The sequence below is a fragment of the Streptomyces sp. NBC_00775 genome, from assembly GCF_036347135.1.
GTDB classification, from domain to species: Bacteria; Actinomycetota; Actinomycetes; order Streptomycetales; family Streptomycetaceae; genus Streptomyces; species Streptomyces lutosisoli.
Genome location: NZ_CP108938.1, coordinates 8,427,491 through 8,447,511, shown reverse-complemented (window position 1 = coordinate 8,447,511; position 20,021 = coordinate 8,427,491). Strand labels below are relative to the sequence as shown.

Here is a 20,021-nt window from a genome sequence, read left to right as displayed (position 1 = left end):
GGACTCCTTCCGGAATCCCGCCGCCCGTGTGTATCTACGTACGCCTGCTTCTGCTGTTTTTACGTACGCCCGGCGTCAGCTCTGAGGAGCGTCGCCCTCTTCGTCCTCGTCGTCCTCAACGTCGCCGTCGCCGTCGACCGAGGCCTGCGCGGCCTGAGGAGTCTCTTCCTCGGCGTCGGCCTCGTCTTCTTCGTCGCCGTCTTCTTCGTCGTCGATTTCGACCTCGTCGTCGTCCTCGTCCTCGTCGTCGAACTCGTCCTTGGACTCGGACTCGGACTCGATCTCCGGCTCGGACTTGGCCTCCGGCTCCGCCTCGTCCTCATCCTCGACGAGCACGTCGACGAACTCCACGCCGTCCAGCTCGGCAAGGCGGTCGGACGCGTCCGTGCTGCCGTCCTTGTCGGACTCGACAGCCTTCGCGAACCACTCGCGTGCCTCGCCCTCACGACCGGCGGCGAGGAGCGCGTCGGCGTACGCGTAACGCAGTCGCGCGGTCCACGGCTGTACGGAGTTCGAGGCGAGCTCCGGGCTCTGGAGGGTCACGATGGCGGCATCCAGCTGCCCCATGTCCCGCCGCGCACCGGCGGCCACGAGCCGCATCTCGACCTGACCGGCCTTGTCCAGCTTCTGCACCTCGGGCGCGCCGGCCATGTCCAGCGCCTTCTCGGGCCGACCCAGACCGCGCTCACAGTCCGCCATGACGGGCCACAGCTCCACGCTGCCGGTCATCCGCCGCGCGGCCCGGAACTCGGCGAGCGCCTCGCTGTACTTCTGGCTCGCGTACGCGGCGAAACCGGCCGCCTCGCGTACGGCGGCGACACGCGACGCCAGGCGCAGGGCGATCTTCGAGTACGCGTACGCACCCTCGGGGTCCTCGTCGATGAGCCGGGCAACCATCACCAGGTTCCGTGAGACATCCTCGGCAAGCCCCTTGGGCAGGCTCTGGAGCTCCTGCCGTACGTCCTTGTCGATCTCCTCACCCGTGACGTCGTCAGGGATCGGCAGCCGCTTGATCGGCTCGCGGTCACGGTCCCGCTCGTCGCGGCCACGGAAACCGCCGCCGCGCCGGTCGTCGCCCCCGCGGTCGTCACGACCACGGAAGCCACCGGGGCGCCCGCCTCGGTCGTCACGACGCGGGCCACCGCGTCCGCGGTCGTCACGTCCGCGGTCATCGCGGCCACGGTCGTCGCGGCCACGGAAGCCGCCGCCACCACGGTTGTCGTCACGACGGTCGTCACGGCGGTCGTCACGCCGGAAGTCGCTGCGGTCGTCACGGCGGAAGGCCGGACGGTCACCGCTGTCCCTGCGGTCGTCACGCCGGAAGTCGCCGCGGTCGTCACGGCGGAAGGCCGGACGGTCACCGCCGCCACCACGGTTGTCATCACGGCGATCATCGCGACGGAAGCCACCACGGTCGCCGCTGTCACGACGATCGTCACGCCGGTCATCACGACGGTCGTCCCGGCGGTCGTCCCGGCGGAAGCCGCCACCGCCACGGTTGTCATCGCGGCGGAAACCACCACGGTCATCATCACGGCGCGGCCCGCTGGGACGGTCGTCACGCCGGAAGTCACCGCGGTCGTCGCGACGGAAGCCACCACGATCGCCACCACCACGGTTGTCATCGCGACGGAAGGCCGGACGGTCGCCGCTGTCACGACGATCATCGCGGCGGTCATCACGCCTGTCGTCACGGCGGAAGGCCGGACGGTCACCGCTGTCCCTGCGGTCGTCACGCCGGAAGTCGCCGCGGTCGTCGCGACGGAAGCCGCCACGGTCACCGCCGCCACCACGGTTGTCATCACGGCGATCATCGCGACGGAAGCCACCACGGTCGCCGCTGTCACGACGATCGTCACGCCGGTCATCCCGACGGTCGTCCCGACGGAAGCCGCCGCCACGGTTGTCATCACGGCGCGGACCGCTGGGACGGTCGTCCCGGCGGAAGCCGCCGCGGTCGTCGTCACGACGGGCGGCAGGACGGTCGCCGTCCCGGCGGAAGCCGCCACGGTCGCGATCATCACGGCTGGGTCCGCTGGGGCGGTCGTCGCGACGGAACGGCGGGCGCCCACCGCGATCGCCACCGCCACTGCCACCGCCACGATTGTCATCGCGACGGAAGCCGCCACCGCCACGGTTGTCATCACGGCGCGGACCGCTGGGACGGTCGTCCCGGCGGAAGCCACCGCGGTCACCGCCTCGATCACCATCACGGCGGTCGTCGCGGCGGAAACCACCGCGGTCGGACCCGCCCCGGTCGTTGTCGCGGCGCGGGCCCCCGCGGTAGCCGCCGCGGTCACCACTGTCCCGGCGGCGCTGGTCGCGCTCCGGTCGCTCATCGGGAGAGTTGGTGGACATGGGTGACTCCTGTCTTCGGTACCGCAAGTCATTCTCGCGCAGCCAGGTACTCGGCGCGCTTCGGAAAAACAAAAAAGGACCTCTGGTCCCAGCGAGTCGCTGGGACCAGAGGTCCTCCAAATATTGTTCGGCGGCGTCCTACTCTCCCACAGGGTCCCCCCTGCAGTACCATCGGCGCTGTGAGGCTTAGCTTCCGGGTTCGGAATGTAACCGGGCGTTTCCCTCACGCTATGACCACCGAAACCCTAATGGTTTCGAGCGAACAAGCACACTTTTCAGTTGAATGTTCTGCTCTGGCCGACAACGGTTCGTTGTCTCAGAACTAACACAGTGGACGCGAGCAACTGAGGACAAGCCCTCGGCCTATTAGTACCAGTCACCTCCACCCGTTACCGGGCTTCCAGATCTGGCCTATCAACCCAGTCGTCTACTGGGAGCCTTACCCTCTCAAGGAGGTGGGAATACTCATCTCGAAGCAGGCTTCCCGCTTAGATGCTTTCAGCGGTTATCCCTCCCGAACGTAGCCAACCAGCCATGCCCTTGGCAGGACAACTGGCACACCAGAGGTTCGTCCGTCCCGGTCCTCTCGTACTAGGGACAGCCCTTCTCAATATTCCTGCGCGCGCAGCGGATAGGGACCGAACTGTCTCACGACGTTCTAAACCCAGCTCGCGTACCGCTTTAATGGGCGAACAGCCCAACCCTTGGGACCGACTCCAGCCCCAGGATGCGACGAGCCGACATCGAGGTGCCAAACCATCCCGTCGATATGGACTCTTGGGGAAGATCAGCCTGTTATCCCCGGGGTACCTTTTATCCGTTGAGCGACGGCGCTTCCACAAGCCACCGCCGGATCACTAGTCCCGACTTTCGTCCCTGCTCGACCCGTCGGTCTCACAGTCAAGCTCCCTTGTGCACTTACACTCAACACCTGATTACCAACCAGGCTGAGGGAACCTTTGGGCGCCTCCGTTACTCTTTAGGAGGCAACCGCCCCAGTTAAACTACCCATCAGACACTGTCCCTGATCCGGATCACGGACCCAGGTTAGACATCCAGCACGACCAGACTGGTATTTCAACGACGACTCCACAAACACTGGCGTGCCTGCTTCAAAGTCTCCCAGCTATCCTACACAAGCCGAACCGAACACCAATATCAAACTGTAGTAAAGGTCCCGGGGTCTTTCCGTCCTGCTGCGCGAAACGAGCATCTTTACTCGTAGTGCAATTTCACCGGGCCTATGGTTGAGACAGTCGAGAAGTCGTTACGCCATTCGTGCAGGTCGGAACTTACCCGACAAGGAATTTCGCTACCTTAGGATGGTTATAGTTACCACCGCCGTTTACTGGCGCTTAAGTTCTCAGCTTCGCCACCCCGAAGAGTGACTAACCGGTCCCCTTAACGTTCCAGCACCGGGCAGGCGTCAGTCCGTATACATCGCCTTACGGCTTCGCACGGACCTGTGTTTTTAGTAAACAGTCGCTTCTCGCTGGTCTCTGCGGCCACCCCCAGCTCAGGAAGTAAATTCCCTCACCGGTGATGGCCCCCCTTCTCCCGAAGTTACGGGGGCATTTTGCCGAGTTCCTTAACCATAGTTCACCCGAACGCCTCGGTATTCTCTACCTGACCACCTGAGTCGGTTTAGGGTACGGGCCGCCATGAAACTCGCTAGAGGCTTTTCTCGACAGCATAGGATCATCCACTTCACCACAATCGGCTCGGCATCAGGTCTCAGCCTCATGTGCGACGGATTTGCCTATCGCACGGCCTACACCCTTACCCCGGGACAACCACCGCCCGGGATGGACTACCTTCCTGCGTCACCCCATCACTCACCTACTACCACCTTGGGTCGGCGGCTCCACCACTCCCCTCAACTCCGAAGAGATCGGGGCGGCTTCACGGCCTTAGCATTAATGGGCTCGATGTTTGACGCTTCACAGCGGGTACCGGAATATCAACCGGTTATCCATCGACTACGCCTGTCGGCCTCGCCTTAGGTCCCGACTTACCCTGGGCAGATCAGCTTGACCCAGGAACCCTTAGTCAATCGGCGCACACGTTTCTCACGTGTGTATCGCTACTCATGCCTGCATTCTCACTCGTGAACCGTCCACCACTGCCTTCCGGCGCGGCTTCACCCGGCACACGACGCTCCCCTACCCATCCATACGGGCGTTGGCCCTATTGTATGAATGACACGACTTCGGCGGTACGCTTGAGCCCCGCTACATTGTCGGCGCGGAATCACTAGACCAGTGAGCTATTACGCACTCTTTCAAGGGTGGCTGCTTCTAAGCCAACCTCCTGGTTGTCTCTGCGACTCCACATCCTTTCCCACTTAGCGTACGCTTAGGGGCCTTAGTCGATGCTCTGGGCTGTTTCCCTCTCGACCATGGAGCTTATCCCCCACAGTCTCACTGCCGCGCTCTCACTTACCGGCATTCGGAGTTTGGCTAAGGTCAGTAACCCGGTAGGGCCCATCGCCTATCCAGTGCTCTACCTCCGGCAAGAAACACACGACGCTGCACCTAAATGCATTTCGGGGAGAACCAGCTATCACGGAGTTTGATTGGCCTTTCACCCCTAACCACAGGTCATCCCCCAGGTTTTCAACCCTGGTGGGTTCGGTCCTCCACGACCTCTTACAGCCGCTTCAACCTGCCCATGGCTAGATCACTCCGCTTCGGGTCTTGAGCGCGCTACTAAATCGCCCTATTCGGACTCGCTTTCGCTACGGCTTCCCCACACGGGTTAACCTCGCAACACACCGCAAACTCGCAGGCTCATTCTTCAAAAGGCACGCAGTCACGACGCATTGAGTAAACTCAATGCGCGACGCTCCCACGGCTTGTAGGCACACGGTTTCAGGTACTATTTCACTCCGCTCCCGCGGTACTTTTCACCATTCCCTCACGGTACTATCCGCTATCGGTCACCAGGGAATATTTAGGCTTAGCGGGTGGTCCCGCCAGATTCACACGGGATTTCTCGGGCCCCGTGCTACTTGGGTGTCTCTCAAACGAGCCGCTGATGTTTCGACTACGGGGGTCTTACCCTCTACGCCGGACCTTTCGCATGTCCTTCGCCTACATCAACGGTTTCTGACTCGTCTCACAGCCGGCAGACTGTGAAAGAGAGATCCCACAACCCCACATGCGCAACCCCTGCCGGGTCTCACACGCATATGGTTTGGCCTCATCCAGTTTCGCTCGCCACTACTCCCGGAATCACGGTTGTTTTCTCTTCCTGCGGGTACTGAGATGTTTCACTTCCCCGCGTTCCCTCCACATACCCTATGTGTTCAGGTATGGGTGACAGCCCATGACGACTGCCGGGTTTCCCCATTCGGAAACCCCCGGATCAAAGCCTGGTTGACGGCTCCCCGGGGACTATCGTGGCCTCCCACGTCCTTCATCGGTTCCTGGTGCCAAGGCATCCACCGTGCGCCCTTAAAAACTTGGCCACAGATGCTCGCGTCCACTGTGCAGTTCTCAAACAACGACCAACCACCCATCACCCTGCCCTACTGGGCAAGTTCACTGGGGCCGGCACTGAAGGCAGCCGTATCGGCCGTACCTTCAGACACCCAACAGCGTGCCCGACACCCTCGCCACTCGTGATCAGCTTTCCACGCCCCGAAGGACAGTACTCACAGCCCGAGATGACTGACGGTGCCGAATAATCAACGTTCCACCCATGAGCAACCAGCACCGGACATTCGCCGATGTACTGGCCTCTGACCTCACCCCGGAGGGATCGGTAAGAAGTGCTCCTTAGAAAGGAGGTGATCCAGCCGCACCTTCCGGTACGGCTACCTTGTTACGACTTCGTCCCAATCGCCAGTCCCACCTTCGACAGCTCCCTCCCACAAGGGGTTGGGCCACCGGCTTCGGGTGTTACCGACTTTCGTGACGTGACGGGCGGTGTGTACAAGGCCCGGGAACGTATTCACCGCAGCAATGCTGATCTGCGATTACTAGCAACTCCGACTTCATGGGGTCGAGTTGCAGACCCCAATCCGAACTGAGACAGGCTTTTTGAGATTCGCTCCGCCTCGCGGCTTCGCAGCTCTTTGTACCTGCCATTGTAGCACGTGTGCAGCCCAAGACATAAGGGGCATGATGACTTGACGTCGTCCCCACCTTCCTCCGAGTTGACCCCGGCAGTCTCCTGTGAGTCCCCATCACCCCGAAGGGCATGCTGGCAACACAGAACAAGGGTTGCGCTCGTTGCGGGACTTAACCCAACATCTCACGACACGAGCTGACGACAGCCATGCACCACCTGTACACCGACCACAAGGGGGCGACCATCTCTGGCCGTTTCCGGTGTATGTCAAGCCTTGGTAAGGTTCTTCGCGTTGCGTCGAATTAAGCCACATGCTCCGCTGCTTGTGCGGGCCCCCGTCAATTCCTTTGAGTTTTAGCCTTGCGGCCGTACTCCCCAGGCGGGGAACTTAATGCGTTAGCTGCGGCACCGACGACGTGGAATGTCGCCAACACCTAGTTCCCACCGTTTACGGCGTGGACTACCAGGGTATCTAATCCTGTTCGCTCCCCACGCTTTCGCTCCTCAGCGTCAGTAATGGCCCAGAGATCCGCCTTCGCCACCGGTGTTCCTCCTGATATCTGCGCATTTCACCGCTACACCAGGAATTCCGATCTCCCCTACCACACTCTAGCTAGCCCGTATCGAATGCAGACCCGGGGTTAAGCCCCGGGCTTTCACACCCGACGTGACAAGCCGCCTACGAGCTCTTTACGCCCAATAATTCCGGACAACGCTTGCGCCCTACGTATTACCGCGGCTGCTGGCACGTAGTTAGCCGGCGCTTCTTCTGCAGGTACCGTCACTTTCGCTTCTTCCCTGCTGAAAGAGGTTTACAACCCGAAGGCCGTCATCCCTCACGCGGCGTCGCTGCATCAGGCTTTCGCCCATTGTGCAATATTCCCCACTGCTGCCTCCCGTAGGAGTCTGGGCCGTGTCTCAGTCCCAGTGTGGCCGGTCGCCCTCTCAGGCCGGCTACCCGTCGTCGCCTTGGTGAGCCACTACCTCACCAACAAGCTGATAGGCCGCGGGCTCATCCTTCACCGCCGGAGCTTTTAACCCCCACCCATGCGGGCAGAAGTGTTATCCGGTATTAGACCCCGTTTCCAGGGCTTGTCCCAGAGTGAAGGGCAGATTGCCCACGTGTTACTCACCCGTTCGCCACTAATCCACCCCGAAGGGCTTCATCGTTCGACTTGCATGTGTTAAGCACGCCGCCAGCGTTCGTCCTGAGCCAGGATCAAACTCTCCGTGAATGTTTACCCGTAATCGGGTGGACACCACGAGAGCGGAACCAAGGGGAGGAATAATCCCCTCGGTTCACAGCGTCCTCGCTGTGCGCCTACCGAACATCGTCCGGCAGGACTTTTTCAAAGGAACCTCGTCCCAGCCGATCGGCCGGAGACGGGGTATCAACATATCTGGCGTTGATTTTTGGCACGCTGTTGAGTTCTCAAGGAACGGACGCTTCCTTTGTACTCACCCTCTCGGGCTTTCCTCCGGGCGCTTCCCTTCGGTCTTGCGTTTCCGACTCTATCAGACTCTTTCGTGTCTGATTCCCGGTCGGCGGGAGTTTGTCTTCCGGCTTTGAGCGCTTTCGCCTCGCGGCCTTTCGACATTCACTACGTTAGCCGATTCCCTCCGCAACTCATAATCGAGTTCCGCGAGTTCGAATTCAGACATGCAGGCACGCCGAATTCGCCCCCGCTGAGGGGAAGACGTAGGTAGTGGGTTGGCCACTTCCGGCTGCAGGCTGAACGCCGTACCCGGTTCAAGCGGCTCGGGCTACATTACGGATCCCCCAGAGACGAGTCAAGTTGAGCGACGGCGTGGCGCATGGGCTCGATAAGGGCTCACCGTCGGGTCGTTGGCGATCCAGAAGCGCCATGGGTGGACGCCTCCGTCGCCGGCCACTCCGGTGCGCGGACCGCTGCGTACCTGGTCGGAGTGGACGGGGGTGCCCGTCAGGAGGGTCAGTGGGGAACCCTCGGGGGCGCAGGCATCCGTGCCGTCCAGCGACCGGTCCACCCCGAGGGCCGTGGCGAGTCGTGCGGGCCCTTTGGCCAGTTCTTTGTCATTTCGGGCCGAGAGTCGACGTTTACGGGCGAGCTCGGCGCCTTCGGTGACCTCGCCGGCCCGGAGCAGGACCGCGCTGGCCCAGCCGCCCGGACCACAGACCAGGTTCATGCAGTGCCACATGCCGTAGGTGAAGTAGACGTACACATGCCCAGGGGGACCGAACATCACGTCATTGCGGGCCGTGCGGCCGCGATAGGCGTGGGAGCCGGGGTCGTTCGGGCCGTCGTACGCCTCTACTTCTGTGAGGCGGAGTTCGATCGGACCGTCGGGGGTGGTGCGTACGAGGATGCGCCCCAGGAGGTCGGGGGCGACGTCCAGTACGGGGCGGTCGAAGAAGTCACGCGTGAGGGGCGTACGGTCAGGGGCCGCGATCATGGCGTCCGAGCGTAGTCCAGACGGGTGCGTGTCGACGGGGTGGTCAGGGAGCGTCCCCCTTGTAAGGGTGAGGGCGCGGAACCGACCGCGGTCGGATCGCGTTTGTAGGGATCAAGGAATACAGACGGACACGGCAGAGGGAACAGGCGTTGCCTGGGGAGGAAGTGACATGGGGTTCAAGCGGCTGCTTGCGAGCATGGGGGCCGGTGGGGCTTCGGTCGAGACGGTGCTGACGGAGGTCAACACCGTTCCGGGCGGCGTCGTGCAGGGTGAGGTGCGGATCCAGGGCGGGTCGGTGAACCAGGCGATCGAGGGTCTGTCGGTCGGTCTGCAGGCCAAGGTCGAGGTCGAGGGCCACGACGACCAGGAGTACAAGCAGGACATCGAGTTCACGAAGCTGCGGCTCGGCGGGGCCTTCGAGCTCCAGGCGGGCGCGGTGCACGCGGTGCCGTTCGGGCTGGAGATCCCGTGGGAGACGCCGATCACCACGATCGACGGTCAGCCGCTGCGGGGCATGCACATCGGTGTGACCACGGAGCTGGAGATCGCGCGAGCCATCGACTCGAGTGACCTGGACCCGATCAACGTGCACCCGCTGCCCGCGCAGCAGGCGATCCTGAACGCCTTCATCCAGCTGGGCTTCCGCTTCAAGAACGCGGACATGGAGCGCGGCCACATCCGGGGGACGCGGCAGAAGCTGCCGTTCTACCAGGAGATCGAGTTCTTCCCGCCGTCGCAGTACCGCGGGCTGAACCAGGTGGAGCTGAGCTTCGTCGCGGACGACCGCGAGATGGACGTCATCCTGGAGATGGACAAGAAGCCGGGCCTCTTCACCGAGGGCAGCGACTCGTACCGCTCCTTCAAGGTGGGTCTGCACGACTACCAGGGCACGGACTGGGCGGCGTATCTGAACCAGTGGCTGTCGGAGGTCGGCAGCAAGCGCAGCTGGTTCTAGGCTCGGGTCGGGCGATTTGCGCGTTCCGGAACCGCCCGGCAACCATCCAGGAACCGATCAGGAGGTACCGAGGTGACCGAGCTCAAGCGGCCGCCGCTCCCCCACGACTTCCATCCGACCGTGCCGTCCTTCACGGTCACGAGCGAGGACGTCGAGCCGGGCGCGACGCTGAAGGATTCTCAGGTCTACGCGGCCGGGAACACCTCGCCTCAGCTGCGCTGGGAGGGCTTCCCGGCGGAGACCAAGAGTTTCGCCGTGACGTGCTTCGATCCGGACGCCCCGACCGGGAGCGGATTCTGGCACTGGGTGGTGTTCGACATCCCGGCGTCGGTCACCGAGCTGCCCACGGGCGCGGGGAGCGGGAAGTTCGACGGGCTTCCCGAGGGCGTGGTGCAGGTGCGCAACGACTACGGGTCGAAGGACTTCGGTGGTGCCGCGCCGCCGCCCGGGGACCCTGCCCACCGCTATGTGTTCACGGTGTACGCGGTCGATCAGGAGAAGCTCGGTCCGGACTCGGACGTGTCGCCTGCCGTGGTGGGCTTCAATCTGCGGTTCCACACGCTGGCGCGCGCCCAGCTGATCGGTGAGTACGCGTCCGGCGCGTAAGGCACCCTCCCGAGACAGACGTTCATTGAACGTTTGCCCGCCTCTGGTCTTGGAAGTGATCAGAGGCGGGCATTTTTTATTGCGTTGTCCATCTCGGCGCGCCCGGCCAGAGTTGATCCAAGCCTGCCAGGGGGTGGGCCGGTGCACACAGGAGGTGGGCTGGATGCGGGACACGCTGGTACTGAACGCGAGCTTTGAGCCGCTGTCGACGGTGACGTTGAACCGAGCCGTCGTTCTGGTGCTGCAGGACAAGGCTGTCGTGGAGCAGGCCCACCCCGAACTCCGTATGCGCGGAGCCGCGCTCGACATACCCGTGCCTCGGGTGATCAGGCTCTGCCGCTATGTCAGGGTGCCGTTCCGAAGACAAGCGCCGTGGTCGAGGCGCGGTGTTCTGGTACGGGACAGGCACCGGTGCGCGTACTGCGGAAGGCGGGCGACGACGGTCGACCACGTGGTGCCGCGCGCGCAGGGTGGTCAGGACGCCTGGCTGAATACGGTCGCGTCCTGTGCGGAGGACAATCACCGCAAGGCGGCCCGTACGCCGGAGCAGGCGGGGATGCCGCTGCTGTGGCAGCCGTTCGAGCCGACACCCGCCGACGCGATGTTGCTGGCGCTCGGCCAGGACGACTTCGACGCGCTGCCGGAGTGGCTGGCTCAGCCGGCGGCCTAGCTCGTACGACGATGGGGCCCACCTCCCTGCGGAGGTGGGCCCCATCGTCGTACGACATCAGTCGGTGACGGACGGCTTTTCGCGGCGCTCTGTGCCGCCGTTGCCCGAACCGCCGCCCATGGGGCCGAAGTTGCCCATGGCGCCGCTGAGTCCCTTGAGGGCGTCGCCGATTTCGCTGGGGACGATCCAGAGCTTGTTGGCGTCGCCCTCGGCGATCTTGGGGAGCATCTGGAGGTACTGGTAGGCGAGGAGCTTCTGGTCGGCGTCGCCGGCGTGGATGGACTCGAAGACCGTACGGATGGCCTGGGCCTCGCCCTCGGCGCGCAGTGCGGCGGCCTTGGCCTCGCCTTCGGCGCGCAGGATGGCGGACTGCTTCTCACCTTCGGCGGTGAGGATCTGCGACTGGCGGATACCTTCGGCGGTGAGGATCGCGGCGCGCTTGTCACGGTCGGCGCGCATCTGCTTCTCCATCGAGTCCTGGATGGAGGTGGGCGGTTCGATCGCCTTGAGCTCGACGCGGTTGACGCGGATGCCCCACTTGCCGGTGGCCTCGTCGAGGACGCCGCGCAGGGCCGCGTTGATCTCCTCGCGGGAGGTCAGGGTCCGCTCCAGGTCCATGCCGCCGATGATGTTGCGCAGGGTGGTGACAGTGAGCTGCTCGATCGCCTGGATGTAGCTGGCGACTTCGTACGTGGCCGCGCGGGCGTCGGTGACCTGGTAGTAGATGACCGTGTCGATGTTGACCACCAGGTTGTCCTGGGTGATCACCGGCTGCGGTGGGAACGGGACGACCTGCTCGCGGAGGTCGATGCGGTTGCGGATCGAGTCTATGAACGGGACGACGATGTTCAGTCCGGCGTTCAGAGTCCGTGTGTAGCGGCCGAACCGCTCGACGATGGCGGCGCTGGCCTGTGGAATGACCTGGATGGTCTTGATCAGGGCGATGAAGACCAACACCACCAGAATGATCAGGACGATGATGATGGGTCCCATCGTTGCTCCCCGTACCCTTCTCCGCTCGGTAATTCCTGAAGATCTTATGGTTGTTGAAGATCTTGCTGGACGAGTCTGACAGACCGTCGTCTGCCGCGTGGGGCGTTCGGTTCACTTGCGTCGTGCGAGGTCACATGACGATCGCCGTGGCCCCGTCGATGTCCACGACGTCTACTTCCTGGCCTACCTCGTAGGCCTGTCCGGCGTCGAGGCCGCGCGCCGACCAGATCTCTCCGCCGAGCTTGATCCGGCCGCCGCCCGAACTGTCCACCCGTTCCAGGACGATGGCCTGTTTGCCCTTCAACGCCTCGATGCCGGTGGCGAGTTGGGGCCGCTGGGCGCGGTGCCGGGCCGCGATGGGGCGTACGACGGCGATGAGTGCGACCGAGACGGCGGAGAAGACGAGGACTTGGAGGACGACATCGCCGCCGAGCCCCGCGACGACCGCGGCGGCGACGGCGCCCACGGCGAGCATGCCGAACTCGGGCATCGCGGTCACGACGAGCGGGATGCCGAGCCCGGCCGCGCCGACCAGCCACCACACCCATGCGTTGATGTCGTTCACATGGTCATGGTAGGACCGCGCTCGCCTGGCGGACAGGGCGCGCGATCCACGGGGACACGCCCGGTCCGTTGCGCGGGTCCGGGCGTCCCGGCGTTCAGGCCATCGGCAGACCCTGCGCGGTCCAGCGCTCGCCGACGCGTTCGACGACGAGGGGGAGGCCGAAGCAGAGCGAGAGGTTGCGCGAGGTGAGTTCGAGCTCCAGCGGGCCCGCGGCGAGCACCTTGCCCTGACGGATCATCAGGACGTGGGTGAAGCCGGGGGCGATCTCCTCGACGTGGTGCGTGACCATGATCATGGAGGGGGCGATCGGGTCGCGGGCGAGGCGGCCGAGGCGGCGTACGAGGTCCTCGCGGCCGCCGAGGTCGAGGCCCGCGGCGGGCTCGTCGAGCAGCAGCAGCTCGGGGTCGGTCATCAGGGCGCGGGCGATCAGGGTGCGCTTGCGCTCGCCCTCGGAGAGCGTGCCGAACTTGCGGTCCAGGTAGTCGCTCATGCCGAGGCGGTCGAGGAAGGCGCGGGCGCGCTGCTCGTCGATGTCCTCGTAGTCCTCGTGCCAGCCGGCGGTCATGCCGTACGCGGCGGTGAGCACGGTCTGCAGGACGGTCTGGCGCTTGGGGAGCTTCTCGGCCATGGCGATACCGGCCACGCCGATGCGCGGGCGCAGCTCGAAGACGTCGACCTTGCCGAGGGTCTCGCCGAGGATGGTGGCGGTGCCCTGGCTGGGGAAGAGGTAGCTGGAGGCGACGTTCAGAAGGGTCGTTTTTCCGGCGCCGTTCGGGCCGAGGATGACCCAGCGCTCCCCCTCCTTGACCGACCAGGAGACCTGGTCCACCAGAGCCCGGCCCTCGCGGACCACGGATACGTCCTCCAGCTCCAGTACATCGCTCATGAGCGCGTTGTCTCCCATTGCAGTCTCGGCCGTCGCTTACGTCTGTGGACGCAGCCCCCAGGGAAAACCTACGCCACCGGTCGGCTGCTCCATTCCATCGGTCGGTCCTTAGGGTGGGGGCATGCTCTCGGAACCACGCTCAGGACGGCTGGCCGCATGGGGAAATGCCCTTTTGGCCGGACTTATTTCGCCGGATGACGCGGTCCTCGCCATCGTCGGCGAGGACGCGGTGCACCGGGTCGAGGGGCTGCCAGGCGAGTCGGGGCCCGTCGGGCTCACGCTCGCCCTCGGCCGGCTGCGCGCGCTCGGGGTGACCGGGCTGCGGGTCGCGCTGCCCGCGCCGGGGCATCCGCTCGGGCTGAGTGGACCGCCGGACTTCAACGCGCGCGCCCTCGACGCCGAGGAGGCCGTCGTCTGCCATGGTGCCGCGCTCGGGCTCGTGCCGGAGGTGTACGAGGCGGGGCCCGACGGTGATGTGCACGTCGAGGTGGTGTGGCACTGCCTTGCCGTGCGGGAGGCGCCGCCCGCCGACGTGCCGTCGCTCGGGGAGGCCGAACGGGAGCTGGCGGAGGCGCTGCGTGAGGCGACCGAGGTGTTGTCACGGCTCGATGTCGCCGGGTCGGGGCCGGTCGCGGAGGCGGCGGTCGACGCGTACCGGGCGCGGGCCGAGCGAGGGCGTGAGGTGCTGGCGCCCGGGTATCCGCCCCGTGCGGTGCGGGTGTTGGAGCTTGCCCAGCGGGTGGGGTTGCTGGTCTCCGTGGCGTACGAGAACGGGCATGGCGGGGCGGTGAGTGCCTCGGAGATCGCGGCGCGGTCGCATGCGCTGCGGCCGGTGGAGCGGACGGCTCGGCGGGCTCAGGTGGCGGCGTACAACGCGTTTGTGGAGGAGCGGGAGCGGGGGGTTCGCTGAGCAGCGAAAAGCCCCGCGAACCGTTTGTGTTCGCGGGGCCCTTGAACGTGGTGCGGGTCAGCGGTTCACGCCCGTGTTGCCGAAGGAGGCGCCCGCGGCGATACCGGCGACGGTGAAGGCCACGGCGGCCTTCTTGGCGATGTTCATGAGAAGCGTTTCTCCTGCGCTTGCGGAAAGGCCCGTTCGGTTCAGTCGGCCTATGAGCACACCACCGGTCGGCCTATGGGCCCGCAAACTGACCGGCCTCCCAGGGAGTCCCTGGAAGGCCGGTGGTCATGATGGTTCCGGTACGGAACTCAGCGGTTGATGCCGAGGTTGCCGAAGGCCGGGTTCAGAACGCCGATGACGTTCACGCTGTTGCCGACCGCGTTCACGGGCACGTGAACCGGGGCCTGGATGAGGTTGCCCGAGGCGACGCCCGGGGAGCCCTCAGCACTGCCGCCCGCCCACGAGCCGTCCGTCGCGGAGGCCATGCCCGCACCGGCGGCAACCAGGCCACCGGCCACCATCGCGACAGCAGTGGCCTTCTTCAGGTTCTTCACTTCTAAAACCCCCTCCTAGCGATCACTGCGGCAATCGCCGCAGCACGCATTGGAGAACGGCCGAGATCCACGGAGGATGCGCCATCTGGGGGACATACACACGACGGTATGAATCTCATCCCGGAGTGGAACCCTCCGAATTGCCGCCCGCCCGAGCGCCCCCGACCGCGTCCGAGGAGTGCGCCTGAGTGCGAATCCGCTGGTGATCAGCCTGCCACCCCATGTCGTACGGCCCAGAGCGCGGCCTGGGTCCGGTCCGCGAGGTCGAGTTTCATCAGGATGTTCGAGACATGCGTCTTGACGGTCTTCTCGGAGAGGACGAGCGCGCGGGCGATCTCGCGGTTGGAGCGGCCGTCCGCGATCAGGGTGAGCACCTCGCGCTCCCGCTCGGTGAGTGAACCGCCTCTCCCCTGGCCCGAGTTGGCCTCCTCCTGGGACAGCAGCGCGCCCGCGACCTCGGGCTGCAGCAGGATGTGTCCGGCGTGCACGGAGCGGATGGCGCCGGCGAGGGCGTCGGGGTCCACGTCCTTGTACACATATCCGGCGGCGCCCGCGCGCAGGGCGGGGACGACCGTGCGCTGCTCGGTGAAGCTGGTGACGATCAGCACGCGCGCGGGGTTGGCGAGTTCGCGGAGCTTGCGCAGCGCCTCGATACCGTCCATGCCCGGCATCTTGACGTCCATGAGGACGACGTCGGGCTTCAACTCCTCGGCGCGGGCGATCCCTTCGGCGCCGTCGGACGCCTCTCCCACGACCTCGATGTCGTCCTGTACTTCGAGGAAGGTGCGCAGACCCCGGCGGACCACTTGGTGGTCGTCGACGAGCAGCACCTTGATTGCGTCAGCCACCAGGGACCTCCATCTCGATCGTGGTGCCCTTTCCGGGCGCCGATTCCACGGTGAGTGTGCCGCCGACTCCGCTCGCTCGGTCGCGCATCGACACGAGTCCGAGGTGGCGGCCCGCGCTGCGTATCGCGGTGGGTTCGAATCCGCTGCCGTCGTCGGTTATGCGCAGAACGGCGCCCGGCCCGCGCTTCTCCAGGGTGACGTCGACGCGGGCGGCCCCGGAGTGCCGCAGCGCGTTGTGCAGGGCCTCCTGGGCGACGCGCAGCATGGCCTCCTCCTGGGCGGCGGGCAGCGCCCGCACTCCGCGGCTGGAGAAGGTGACGCGCGCGGAGTGGGCGCGGTCGAGGACCTGGATGTGGCTGCGCAGGGTGGCGACGAGGCCGTCCTCGTCGAGGGCGGTGGGGCGCAACTCGACCACGGCGGCGCGCAGTTCGTCGGCGGCCTCCGCGGCGAGCGCGGCCACCTGCTGGAGTTCGCCCTTGGCGCGCGCCGGGTCGCGGTCGACGAGGGTGGCGGCGGCCTGTGCGGTGAGGCGCAGGGAGAACAGCTTCTGGCTGACCGCGTCGTGGAGTTCATGGGCGAGCCGGGAGCGCTCCTCGGCGATGGTGAGTTCGCGGCTGCGCTCGTAGAGGCGGGCGTTGGTCAGGGCGATCGCGGCGTGCTGGGCGAGGATGGTGAGGAGTTCCTCGTCGTCCTCGGTGAAGCCGCACCTGCCGTCCGGTTTGGCGCTGTTCTTGCTCTTGTTCTTGTTCGCCAGGAACAGCGCGCCGATGACCTCGTCGCCGTCGCGGATGGGCAGGCCCAGGAAGTCCGACATGTCGGGGTGAGCCGAGGGCCAGCCCTCGAAGCGGGGGTCCGTGCGCACGTCGGCGAGGCGCTCGGGGCGGGCCTCGTGCAGCATCGCGGCGAGGATGCCGTGCTGGCGCGGGAGCGGGCCGATGGCCTTCCACTGCGCGTCGCTGACGCCGTCGACGACGAACTGGGCGAAGCCGCCGTGGTCGTCGGGCACGCCCAGCGCCGCGTACTGCGCGTCCAGCAGTTCGCGGGCCGAGGCGACGATCGTCTTGAGGACGTCGCGCACTTCGAGGTGCCTGCTCATGGCCAGCAGCGCGGAACTCACCGCGTACAGGCCCGACCGGGGTCCTTGACTCATGACCCCAAAGTACCGGCGGGGTGTGACAACGCGTATCAGACCTGTGATGGCCGTCGCCTAGGCCTGTCGGCCTAGGACAAAGGACCCCGGATCATTGCGGCCCGCGCACGAGGCGCCGGGGCGGCCGGGTTCCTACCTTGAAGACACCCGCCAGGTACGGCGGTCAAGGGACGAGGGGACGGTTGTCATGCCGGTAGCGATCATCACGGGGGCTTCGAAGGGGCTGGGGCGGGCGCTCGGTGCGGCTCTGGCGGAGCGCGGCTGGGATCTGGTGCTCGACGCCAGAACGGCCGGGGCGCTGGAGGAGACGGCGGTGGCACTGTCCGGGTACGGGACGCGCGTGGAGGCGCTGCCCGGGGACGTCACGGACGCCGGGCATCGCGCCGAGCTGGTGGCTGCCGCCCGGAAGCTCGGCGGCGTCGACCTGCTGGTGAACAACGCGAGCGCGCTGGGCGCCGAGCCGCTGGTGCGTCTGGAGGACCTGACCCTGGACGGGCTCCGGCAGGCCCTGGAGGTCAATGTGGTCGCCGCGCTGGGCCTGATCCAGGAGGCGCTGCCGCTGCTGCGGGCCGCGGATGCGGGCGCGGTCATCGACATCAGTTCGGACGCCGCTGCCGAGGCGTACGAGACGTGGGGCGGCTACGGCGCGTCGAAGGCGGCGCTGGACCACCTCTCCGCGGTCCTCGGCGAGGAGGAGCCCGGCCTGCGCGTCTGGGCCGTCGACCCCGGGGACATGGGCACGGACCTGTACGCGGCGGCCGTACCGGACGACGACGATCCGCGGCCGACGCCGGACAGTGTGGTTCCGGCCTTTCTTCGCCTGCTCGACGAGCGGCCGGCCAGCGGTCGCTACGCGGCGCCGGCACTCCTGGAGGAGCGATGACGACCGCGGTGAGGGTTCCGGAGGAGTTGTCGGCGCGGGTGCCGGCCGAGCAGCGGGGGCCCGGGCTGGACCGGGATTCCGTACGGCTGCTCGTCTCGCGCGGTACAGAGGTGTCGCATCACGAGTTCGTGGAGCTGCCCCGGCAGCTGAAGGCGGGCGACCTGCTCGTCGTCAACACCTCCACCACCCTGGCGGCCGCCCTGGACGGACGCGTCGGGCACGCACGCGTGGTGGTGCATTTCTCCACGCTGGGCGATGACGGGCGGTGGGCGGTCGAGCTGCGGGATCCCGACGGCACGGGCACCACGCGTGCGCGTGCGGGCGGGCCCGCGGGGACGGAGGTGCGCCTGCCCGGGGACGTACGACTCGTCCTGGAGGAGCCTCTGACCTCGCGGAGCCCGCGGCTCTGGTGGGGACGGGTGTCGGACACGGACGTCCTGGGGCTGCTGCGGCGGCACGGGCGGCCCATTCGCTACTCCTATACAAAGAGGGACCAGCCGCTGTCCGTGTATCAGACGGTGTTCGCGCTGCCGTCCGCGGACGGCGCGGGCAGCGCGGAGATGCCGAGCGCGGCGCGCCCCTTCACCGCGCGCCTGGTGGCGGAGCTGGTGAGCCGGGGTGTGCAGTTCGCGCCGATCACCCTGCACACGGGGGTCGCGTCGGCGGAGGCCCATGAGCCGCCGTATCCGGAGCGGTACGAGGTGCCGGAGGCGTCCGCGCGGCTGATCAACGCGGCGAAGGCCGGAGGCGGCCGGATCATCGCGGTCGGTACGACGGCTGTGCGCGCCGTCGAGTCCGCTACGGGCCCCGACGGGGTGGTCCGGGCGGCGAAGGGCTGGACCGACCTCGTGGTGACCCCTGAGCGCGGTGTACGGGTCATCGACGGGCTGCTGACCGGGCTGCACGAGCCGGAGGCCTCGCATCTCCTGATGCTGGAGGCGATCGCGGGCGGGGCGGCGATAGACCGCAGCTACGACGAGGCGCTGCGTGAGCTCTACCTCTGGCATGAGTTCGGGGACGTGCACCTCATCCTTCCGGACGAGAGTCCTCACTCTGGGCATTGCTCCAGCAACTGTTGGTGAGACTGATACACGACCGATGTGAGCCCGCACATAGGGCGCAGATCACGTACGAAGGTGCATAGGAGATAAAGGGAGCCCGGGTGAGCGGGGCAGACGTGACAGTCTGCCCCGTTTTGCCCTTTCCGGGTCCACTACCTGGCTTCGTAGGTCACACCTTTGCCACACGATTTTGCGGCCGCTAAGAATGGCCTCCGTCGCTCAACGCCGCGGGTTTCGCCCCGCGGCGTTTGTTCCGGAAACAGTCAGTCCCCTGCCGGACCGAGAGCGACCTCCGCGCTATTCGAAGAGGTCCATCAGTCATGTCCAAGAACATCAACACTCCTGGTCATAGTCCCAAGCTGACCAAGACCCACAAGCTTTCGATCGCCGGTGTCGCAGCCCTCGGTGCCGCCGCCCTCGCGTTCTCCGTGGTTCCGGGCAACTCCCAGACCACGACGACCGACGCCGCCTCCTCCGCTCAGGTCGCCTACAGCGAGCAGCCGATCAAGGACGTCAAGGCCAGCGTCACCGACCAGCTGGCCGGCGCCGCTCTGAAGGACCAGGCCATCGCGGCGAAGAAGGCCGCCGAGGCGGCCGCCAAGAAGAAGGCGGCTGACGAAGCCGCGAAGAAGAAGGCCGACGCCGAGGCCGCCGCGAAGAAGAAGGCCGCCGAGGAGCGCGCGAAGGCGCAGGCCGCGAGCCGCTCCGCGCAGCGCGTCACGGTACAGACCGTCGCCGTGAAGACGTACGCCAACAACCTCGACGGCTGGATCCGCCAGTCCCTCGACATCATGGCGAAGAACAGCATCCCGGGTACGTACAACGGCCTGTACCGCAACATCATGCGGGAGTCCACGGGCAACCCGAACGCCATCAACGGCTGGGACATCAACGCCCAGAACGGCACCCCGTCGATCGGTCTGCTCCAGGTCATCCAGCCGACGTTCACCGCGTACCACGTCTCCGGTACCTCGATGAACATCTACGACCCGGTCGCCAACATCACGGCCGCCGCCAACTACGCGGCCGACAAGTACGGCTCGATCGACAACGTCAACAGCGCGTACTGAGGGCCGAGCGCGGAGCT

16 protein-coding genes and 3 rRNA genes are annotated in these 20,021 nt (G+C 66.0%); 7 read left to right on the top strand and 12 right to left on the bottom strand.

Annotation, left to right across the window (positions count from 1 at the left end; all coding sequences use genetic code 11):
* Positions 1-75 precede the first annotated feature (75 nt).
* The 6 genes from OIC96_RS37510 to OIC96_RS37485 all read right to left on the bottom strand — a co-directional run bounded on the left by OIC96_RS37510 (position 76) and on the right by OIC96_RS37485 (position 8,865).
* Entirely contained in the window at positions 76-1,014 is a 939-nt protein-coding gene (locus OIC96_RS37510; protein WP_406502248.1) for a hypothetical protein, read from the bottom strand.
* A complete protein-coding gene (locus tag OIC96_RS37505) occupies positions 897-2,339 on the bottom strand; it encodes a hypothetical protein (protein WP_330310044.1) in 1,443 nt (480 codons plus the stop codon). The genes OIC96_RS37510 and OIC96_RS37505 overlap by 118 nt, the downstream gene beginning before the upstream one ends.
* 144 nt (positions 2,340-2,483) lie before the next feature.
* Positions 2,484-2,600 (bottom strand): 5S ribosomal RNA (rrf, locus tag OIC96_RS37500).
* 104 nt (positions 2,601-2,704) lie between these two features.
* Positions 2,705-5,827 (bottom strand): 23S ribosomal RNA (locus OIC96_RS37495).
* Between the two features lie 314 nt (positions 5,828-6,141).
* Positions 6,142-7,667, bottom strand: a 16S ribosomal RNA gene (locus OIC96_RS37490).
* Together the 16S, 23S and 5S rRNA genes form the textbook arrangement of a ribosomal RNA operon.
* Before the next feature lie 556 nt (positions 7,668-8,223).
* Positions 8,224-8,865, bottom strand: a complete 642-nt coding sequence (locus OIC96_RS37485; RefSeq protein WP_330303565.1) for a DNA-3-methyladenine glycosylase — start codon at positions 8,863-8,865, stop codon at positions 8,224-8,226.
* A gap of 169 nt (positions 8,866-9,034) precedes the next feature.
* On the opposite strand from OIC96_RS37485, the gene OIC96_RS37480 reads away from it, so the two are divergent.
* From OIC96_RS37480 to OIC96_RS37470, 3 genes are all read left to right on the top strand, one after another.
* The gene (locus tag OIC96_RS37480; RefSeq protein WP_330303566.1) at positions 9,035-9,820 is read left to right on the top strand and encodes a sporulation protein; all 786 of its coding nucleotides are present in this window, start codon (positions 9,035-9,037) and stop codon (positions 9,818-9,820) included.
* A gap of 72 nt (positions 9,821-9,892) precedes the next feature.
* Complete coding sequence (locus tag OIC96_RS37475; RefSeq protein WP_330303567.1) at positions 9,893-10,426, top strand: YbhB/YbcL family Raf kinase inhibitor-like protein; 534 nt, start codon at positions 9,893-9,895, stop codon at positions 10,424-10,426.
* 163 nt (positions 10,427-10,589) lie between these two features.
* Positions 10,590-11,096 carry an HNH endonuclease gene (locus tag OIC96_RS37470; protein ID WP_330303568.1) on the top strand — a complete coding sequence of 169 codons (507 nt, stop codon included), beginning with the start codon at positions 10,590-10,592 and terminating at the stop codon, positions 11,094-11,096.
* Positions 11,097-11,153: 57 nt separating this feature from the next.
* On the opposite strand, the gene OIC96_RS37465 is transcribed toward OIC96_RS37470, so the two are convergent.
* The 3 genes from OIC96_RS37465 to OIC96_RS37455 form a co-directional block, all read right to left on the bottom strand.
* Complete coding sequence (locus OIC96_RS37465; RefSeq protein ID WP_330303569.1) at positions 11,154-12,089, bottom strand: SPFH domain-containing protein; 936 nt, start codon at positions 12,087-12,089, stop codon at positions 11,154-11,156.
* Between the two features lie 130 nt (positions 12,090-12,219).
* The gene (locus OIC96_RS37460; RefSeq protein WP_330303570.1) at positions 12,220-12,654 is read right to left on the bottom strand and encodes an NfeD family protein; all 435 of its coding nucleotides are present in this window, start codon (positions 12,652-12,654) and stop codon (positions 12,220-12,222) included.
* Between the two features lie 94 nt (positions 12,655-12,748).
* Positions 12,749-13,540 carry an ABC transporter ATP-binding protein gene (locus tag OIC96_RS37455; protein WP_330303571.1) on the bottom strand — a complete coding sequence of 264 codons (792 nt, stop codon included), beginning with the start codon at positions 13,538-13,540 and terminating at the stop codon, positions 12,749-12,751.
* A gap of 121 nt (positions 13,541-13,661) precedes the next feature.
* Between OIC96_RS37455 and OIC96_RS37450 the strand changes: the two genes are divergently transcribed.
* A complete protein-coding gene (locus OIC96_RS37450; RefSeq protein ID WP_330303572.1) occupies positions 13,662-14,450 on the top strand; it encodes a hypothetical protein in 789 nt (262 codons plus the stop codon).
* Between the two features lie 296 nt (positions 14,451-14,746).
* Here OIC96_RS37450 and OIC96_RS37445 read toward each other — a convergent pair whose 3' ends face one another.
* The 3 genes from OIC96_RS37445 to OIC96_RS37435 form a co-directional block, all read right to left on the bottom strand.
* The gene (locus tag OIC96_RS37445; RefSeq protein WP_330303573.1) at positions 14,747-14,992 is read right to left on the bottom strand and encodes a chaplin; all 246 of its coding nucleotides are present in this window, start codon (positions 14,990-14,992) and stop codon (positions 14,747-14,749) included.
* 206 nt (positions 14,993-15,198) lie between these two features.
* A complete protein-coding gene (locus OIC96_RS37440) occupies positions 15,199-15,840 on the bottom strand; it encodes a response regulator transcription factor (RefSeq protein WP_330303574.1) in 642 nt (213 codons plus the stop codon).
* Positions 15,833-16,990, bottom strand: coding sequence for a GAF domain-containing sensor histidine kinase (locus OIC96_RS37435; protein ID WP_330303575.1), 1,158 nt, complete (start codon positions 16,988-16,990; stop codon positions 15,833-15,835). Before OIC96_RS37435 ends, OIC96_RS37440 begins: the two co-directional genes overlap by 8 nt.
* A gap of 187 nt (positions 16,991-17,177) precedes the next feature.
* Here OIC96_RS37435 and OIC96_RS37430 point away from each other — a divergent pair, with 187 nt between their 5' ends.
* The 3 genes from OIC96_RS37430 (at position 17,178) to OIC96_RS37420 (ending at position 20,004) form a co-directional block, all read left to right on the top strand.
* Positions 17,178-17,873 carry an SDR family NAD(P)-dependent oxidoreductase gene (locus OIC96_RS37430; protein WP_330303576.1) on the top strand — a complete coding sequence of 232 codons (696 nt, stop codon included), beginning with the start codon at positions 17,178-17,180 and terminating at the stop codon, positions 17,871-17,873.
* A complete protein-coding gene (locus tag OIC96_RS37425; protein ID WP_330303577.1) occupies positions 17,870-18,955 on the top strand; it encodes an S-adenosylmethionine:tRNA ribosyltransferase-isomerase in 1,086 nt (361 codons plus the stop codon). Before OIC96_RS37430 ends, OIC96_RS37425 begins: the two co-directional genes overlap by 4 nt.
* Before the next feature lie 299 nt (positions 18,956-19,254).
* Positions 19,255-20,004: a transglycosylase SLT domain-containing protein gene (locus OIC96_RS37420; protein ID WP_330303578.1), complete on the top strand. Its 750-nt coding sequence runs from the start codon at positions 19,255-19,257 to the stop codon at positions 20,002-20,004.
* The last annotated feature ends 17 nt before the right edge of the window (positions 20,005-20,021 follow it).